This window comes from Pedobacter sp. 01T416_2 (assembly GCF_056398925.1).
The window spans coordinates 1-6,697 of the sequence record NZ_JBFTQI010000293.1; the positions used below are offsets into that span (position 1 = coordinate 1).

The window sequence follows — 6,697 nt, forward strand, 5'->3', positions numbered from 1 at the left end:
GCGTTCAGAACGTAAGCGTAGATCTAAAGCGCCTGATAAACGTTTCACTTTAGCCTTAAAGGTCTGGCTAGGCAAAGATTTAACGGTAAAACTAATCTCATCACCAGCTTTTAAATATCCGGTATAAACTTCTGGAATGGAAACGGCCAAACGCAGGTTTTTTTGATCCTGTAGAGTAAATAAAGGTAAATCAGAGCCTTTACCCGTTGGACCAACGTAAGCTCCTAAATTCACATTTCTGGCTGAAATAATTCCGCTGAAAGGTGCCCTGATGGTTAAATAATCCTGAACTGAACCTACTTCTTTATAAGCGGCTTTTGCTGCTTCAAGCTGTGCAAGATCTGCATTTTTTTTTGCCATAGCCTGGTCCAGGTCGTTTGTAGAGATCGTTCCAGGCGTTTTACTGGTTTCATACAAACGGTTATAATTCGCTTTGCTCGCAGTATAAATGGCTTCCTGTGCTTTTATCCGCGACTGTGTTGCAGCCAGTTGGGAAGTCATTTCAGGTGCTTCCAAAGTCATTAACAATTGACCTTTACTTACCTCTGAGCCGATATCAACTTTTAGGGTTTTTACGAAGCTGCTTACTTTAGCATATAAATCAACTTGTTGCAAAGCAATTAATTCGCCTGGCAAACTCAGTTTGGTGGATAGCTTCTCTTTTTTAAGATCGAAGGTGGCTATAGCTGCTTCTTTTTCTTTCTTGGGTGTTACTTTCGATTCGGAGTGCCCACAGCCATACATGGCCGTTAACACTAAAAATCCTGTACTTAATAATCCTGTTGAAAATATCTTCGTATTCATTTATGATGATGATTTATTCTTTTTCTTGTAAACCTTTAATGTAATGGATGCTTTCTTCGTCTTCCGGATCAAGCGACATCGAATTGGTAGTCTGTTTTCCCTGAACCCATGCAAATACCAATGGCAAGATAATGAGTACGGCGAATGTTGAAGCCAGTAAGCCACCAATAACGGCTCTGCCTAATGGAGAAACCGCTCCACCACCTTCACCATGACCGATGGCCATTGGCAACATACCCGCAATCATCGCAATACTCGTCATGATAATTGGGCGCAAACGTAATGCTGCGGCTTCGCGTGCCGATTCGAGTGCATTCCCATTGTGCTTTCTTAGTTGCTCAGCATTGGTGATGAGCAATACCGCATTGGCGATAGATACCCCGACCGACATGATAATCCCCATATAAGATTGCAGGTTTAAGGTTGATCCGGTAATGGTTAATAACAATAGTGAACCTAAAATAACTGCTGGTACAGTGGCTAAGATAACCAATGGAACTTTAAAAGACTGGAAATTGGCTGCCAGCATCAGGAAAATTACCACAATGGCCACAAATAAGCCAGATTGTAAGCTGTCTAAAGTATCAGTTAACACTTTACTTAAACCGATGGCGGTAACATTTAACCCCCTTGGCAGTTCGCCAACGTCTTTGATGGCTTTTTCTACATCTTTTGATGCTGCACCCAGATCCATATGGTAAAGGTTCGCCGTTACCGATAGGAAAGGCATAGCACCAATGTTATCGTTTTCGCCAGCCGTGGTATCAGCAGTAATTTTTGCCACATCGCTCAAAACTGGTCGTGCCGAATTTTTCAATAACGGAATTTCTCCAATATCATCTTTACTGGTCATTTGGTTAAGTGGTACCTGAACCTGAACACTATAAGGCAAAGCCGCTTTTTCATCTAACCAGATATTTTTGTCCGTATAACGTGATGATGAAGTTGAGGCAATTAATGATCTCGAAATATCGGCCATATCCACCCCGATCTGTGCTGCACGGGTCCTGTCGATATCGATATTTAATGATGGATATTTAATGGGCTGTGCTAGCTGAACATCGCGCATGTAAGGGATTTCCTTCAGTTCTGCGAGGATTTTATTGGCATACTTTTCATTCAGCTTTTTGTTTTTGCCTGCAATACGTACTTCAACAGGGGTAGGAGAGCCCTGGCTCAATACCTTATCCGTTAGCTCTATCGGCTCGAAAGAAAGTTTAACATCAGGCAGAACTTTTTTGATTTTCTCCCTGAACTGATCTTTAAAATCATCCATATCTTCCTCAAAGTCTTTTAAACTTACCTGGAAAACAGCTTCGTGCGGACCTGCCATAAACTGATAGATCGGGTTTACCGAAAACTGGGCAGGGTGTTGACCAACATAAACAGAAGAAATGCCCATATGCTCTTCTCCGACCATTTTTTTCAGCTCAGCCAAAACCATATTTGCTTTTTCTTCGGTACGTTCTAAACGTGTTCYATCAGGTGCACGTAAACGCAATTGAAACTGACTTGAGTTAACTCTCGGCAAAACATCGCGACCAATGTTAGCCAATAATAACGCAGCTAAACCGATAATTACCACTAAATAAACCAAAACGACAGATTTTCGGTAAGGCAGTATCCGATCAAGGAAACGCATAAAACGGTTCCGGAACCGATCAAAGAAACCAATTTTGCCATTGCCACTAAAATCTTCACGCTCAACCAGTACTCTTTTTTGGCTCAAGGTATCTTTTTCCGATTCGAGTGTAATGCCAGTTGCGGCAAAATCAGCCTCGTCCTGAGTAATGCCCGGGTGATGTTCACTGCCTTTTTTTGGGTGTGCAACCATTAGCCAGTTGGCCATAATGGGTACGAAAGTTTGTGATAACAGGAATGAAACCACCATCGAAAAGCCGATTGCCAATGCCAAGGGTAAGAATAATGCTCCTGGAATCCCTGTCATGGTAAAGGCAGGTGCAAATACGGCAAGGATACAAAACAGGATTAACAGTTTCGGGAAGGCGATTTCCTTACAGGCATCCCAAATGGCCAGGGCCTTGGGTTTGCCCATATCAAAATGCTGGTGGATGTTTTCTATTGTTACCGTCGATTCATCTACCAGAATACCAATGGCTAAAGCCAATCCGCTCAGGGTCATGATGTTGATCGTTTGTCCGAATAACTTCAGGAACAAAACACCCGCAATAATAGAGGTTGGAATGGTGAGGATTACAATCAATGCTGCACGTTTATCGCCCAGGAAAAGTAAAACCATCAAACCTGTTAATATCGCACCGATTGCGCCCTCACTGATCAGACTTTTTACAGCGTTGATTACATAAACAGACTGGTCGAACTCGTAAGAAAGTTTAACATCTTCCGGTAAGGTATTTTGGATGTTCGGTAGGTTTTTCTTTAAGTTTTTAACCACATCCCAGGTAGAGGCATCCCCAGATTTAGCGATACTTAAGTATACCGAGCGCTTGCCGTTGATTAAGGCATAACCTGCAACTAAATCGGCCCCATCTTTAACCGTTGCTACATCGCGGAGCTGCAAATTTTGCACGCTGCCTTTAAATAAGGGAATGTTCTCAAAATCTTTAACCTTTTTAATGGTATAATTGGTTGGTGTGATATAGTTTTTATCACCTATCCTCACATTTCCTGAAGGTGCGGTTTGGTTATTTAGCCTGATGGCTTCTACTACTTGATCTACCGTTAGGTTATGTGAACGTAAAAGTGACGGATTTACATTGATTTCTATCGTTCTCGGACTACCTCCAAAAGGAGCAGGAGAAAGCAAACCTGGTATAGCTGAAAAACTAGGGCGCACATAAGTATTGGCCAGATCCTGTAATTCATTGTTGGTGCGGATAGGGCTGCTTAATACCAATTGTCCAACAGGAAGTGATGAAGCATCAAAACGGATCACGAACGGTGGTTGCGAACCTGGCGGGAAAATAGCTTGCGCCCTAGTAGATAGCGCACTTAGTTCTGCCGCCGCCTGGGCCATGTTGGTACCCTCGTAATAGGTTAGCTTCATTAACATTAAACCCTGTGTGTTTTTGGTTTCGATGCTTTTAATACCGTTTGCAAAAAGCAGGATATTAACGTACTGTTTACCAAAATAAGCCTCCATTTGGTCGGGTGTGTAACCACCAAAGGGGTGCGCAATATAAATCACCGGAAGGTTCATCTGCGGAAGAATATCAACCTTGATCTGATTGATAGCCCCAATACCGAAAAAGAACAATCCAGCTACTAAAACTAAGATGGATATGGGCTTGCGGAGTGCGAAACGTATTAAATTCATTTATATAGCCAGATTAAAATTCGTTGATAAATATGTCGTAATTGCCGAGTGCTGCCGATTTTAGCAATAAGGCCTGCCAAACATTGGTAAAGGCAATATCCCGATCGGTTTCGGCACGGTTTAAGGTAAACAGGGCCTGTGTAAGATCCACCAAAGTGGTGAGCCCGTTTTTGTAGAGCGTATTTTTCTGCAGATAAGCATCAGATGCTGCTTTTACCTGAATAGGTGCTTCTCTGTAATTGGCCAAAGCGTTGGTTAGTTTAGTTTCTGCAAGTGCCAATTGTGCTTTTAGTTGCTGATCAACCAGATTATATTCTTCCTTCAAACCCTGGCTAATGTATTCCTGTGCACGTACCTGCGGGCGGTTTTTAAGTAAGGTTGACAGGTTCCAGGTCATTCCTATGCCAATCAAATAGTTTCCACGGGTAGGGTTTATGCCATCAGCATAACTGGTAGAATAAGCAGCCTGATCTAAGGCATAACCTGGACTAAAACCCGAACCACGGCCCTGCATTACACCGAATAAGCTAAACGTAGGGTAGTATAATTTTTTGAAATAATTAACCTGTTGCTGGCTAACATCAACACGGTTCTGGTAAAACTTTAATAGTGGATGTGAGCTTTTGATCACTGTATCTTCTAGCAGGTTGCCGGGAATACGCGTAATTGAAGCAGTATCTAATTCGTATGATGTTGCGGTTAATCCCATTACCACGCCCAAACGGTTGGCCTGTTCCTGCTCTAAATCTTTAGCTTTTGTTAGTGCAATTTTGGCATTAGAAACTTCTGCTTTTGCGAAAGAAGAATCTACTCCCGCAATTAATCCGTTTTTAGCCCTGATGATGGCCGTATTTTTAAAGGTAATAGCGCGATCGAGATTTTTCTGTTGCGATTTGCTTAACCTTTGCGCAGCCAGCAGATTTAAATAGGCAGCAGAAACACGGATTTCCTGCTGGAATTTTTCCTGTTCCAGATCATTTTTGTCTCTTTGGTAAGTGGCATCGGCAATTTTAATGCGTTCTCTGATTTTTCCGAAAGTGAAGAAATCCCAGTTTACATTGGCCAGATAGAGCCCCCCAAATGCAGCATTCCAGTTTTGTTTGTCTAGAGCAGGACCAGATGAGGCCGTTCCCAAACCACCAAGACCATATTGAGGCCCATTTTGGCCGTTAATGGTACCATAATCCTGTTGGGCACTTAAACTGAAGTTCGGTAAATACTCCCTTTTGGCCTGTTGGATAGATGATTTTGATGCATTGGCATAATTATCTTTAGCCTTAATGGTGCCATAATTGCTTAATGCAGTGTTAACAGCTTGCTTAAGGCTAAGTGTTTGTGCATTTATGCCGATGGATAAACTGATAAAGAATAATAACGAAAAATAAAATAAAGATATACGAGACATAGTGTATAATTTACACGGCAAATGTAAATGATGATCGTTATATCAAAGTATTCGGTTCAAATCAAAAATTATGCGAATCAAATAATAATCGAATTGTTACTTAAGGCGTAAAAAGGGACAGTTTCTGTTGCTAAAAACCTGAGTTCGATTATTAAATTGTAAAAATAACTATCAGACAAGGTTTATTCCTAACCTCATCGTCATGCTGACTTGTCTTACAAGTAGAATAGTGTTTTCAATTGTCTTGTAGCTACTACGTGGTCAGCATCTTTTTTGGCAGGAAAGACCCTGAAATAAATTCAGGGTGACGACCGACTTAACCCAAAACTGAGTTTAGATAATCAAATCAGTATTTAATTATCGAACTCAGGTTAAAAATAACAAGAGGTCTGTACCATAAAAATGAATATTAGTGACAGAGGATTTTTAGTGCTATATGGCGAAGAGGAATCGTCATTGCGAGGAGGCCTTTTCAGCCGACAAAGCAATCTTACAACTATCGATAGTAGCGAGCGCTTTAAGATTATTCATTTTTGCAGTTGCTTTTTAAGGCATTCATGAGCTCACTTTGTTCGGTTATCTTCGTACCTCGCAATGACGAATTTTCTATTGGAATCTGCAATGATAGCCTGTCTAGACCTGTTATCTCGCAAGACGTTATTAGCAAGGTGTTTATGATTGCTCTGTATAACTTTTAAAATTATCCAGAATGGCCTGCCAGCCACCACGTTGCATTTCGATCGGATTGGTAGATTCGGCATCGAAAGTTTCGGTTATCCTGGTTTGTTCACTCAGTGCATCAAAAACAATGCTTACCGTTCTGCCATCTTCCATGGTATATTCGATTTTTTTATGCTGGTCAACTGTGGTATATGTTCCGCCGAAATCAAAACTCATGCTGCCATCTTTTGCCGCCATAGTGCTTTTAAATTTACCGCCAACTTTTAAATCGTTTTCTGAATAAGGGGTATGCCAATCTGGTGAGGCAAAGGCCCACTTAGTAATGTGATCTGAATTATTCCAAAATTCCCAAACTTTTTCTACGGGTGCATTTACTGTCGTTTCTACGGTGATTGATGTTTTATTTTCCATGTTTTAAGGTGTTTAATTTTTTAATAAAGTTATAGGAACTTTAACAACTCAGAAAGAGCAAATGCGACAAAATAGGGGGTGATATGCCACTATTATTT

General features: G+C 41.2%; 4 protein-coding genes. All 4 read right to left on the minus strand.

Annotation, left to right across the window (positions count from 1 at the left end):
* The coding region (locus AC1DPQ_RS13650) for an efflux RND transporter periplasmic adaptor subunit (RefSeq protein ID WP_477609756.1) at positions 1–804 on the minus strand (804 nt) is incomplete at its 3' end.
* Between the two features lie 13 nt (positions 805–817).
* Positions 818–4,102 (minus strand): efflux RND transporter permease subunit, encoded by a 3,285-nt coding sequence (locus AC1DPQ_RS13655; protein WP_477609758.1) that lies wholly within the window; start codon positions 4,100–4,102, stop codon positions 818–820.
* Positions 4,103–4,115: 13 nt separating this feature from the next.
* Positions 4,116–5,507 (minus strand): TolC family protein, encoded by a 1,392-nt coding sequence (locus AC1DPQ_RS13660; protein ID WP_477579905.1) that lies wholly within the window; start codon positions 5,505–5,507, stop codon positions 4,116–4,118.
* A 672-nt stretch (positions 5,508–6,179) separates the two neighbouring features.
* Positions 6,180–6,599 (minus strand): SRPBCC family protein, encoded by a 420-nt coding sequence (locus AC1DPQ_RS13665; RefSeq protein ID WP_477579903.1) that lies wholly within the window; start codon positions 6,597–6,599, stop codon positions 6,180–6,182.
* Positions 6,600–6,697 lie beyond the last annotated feature (98 nt).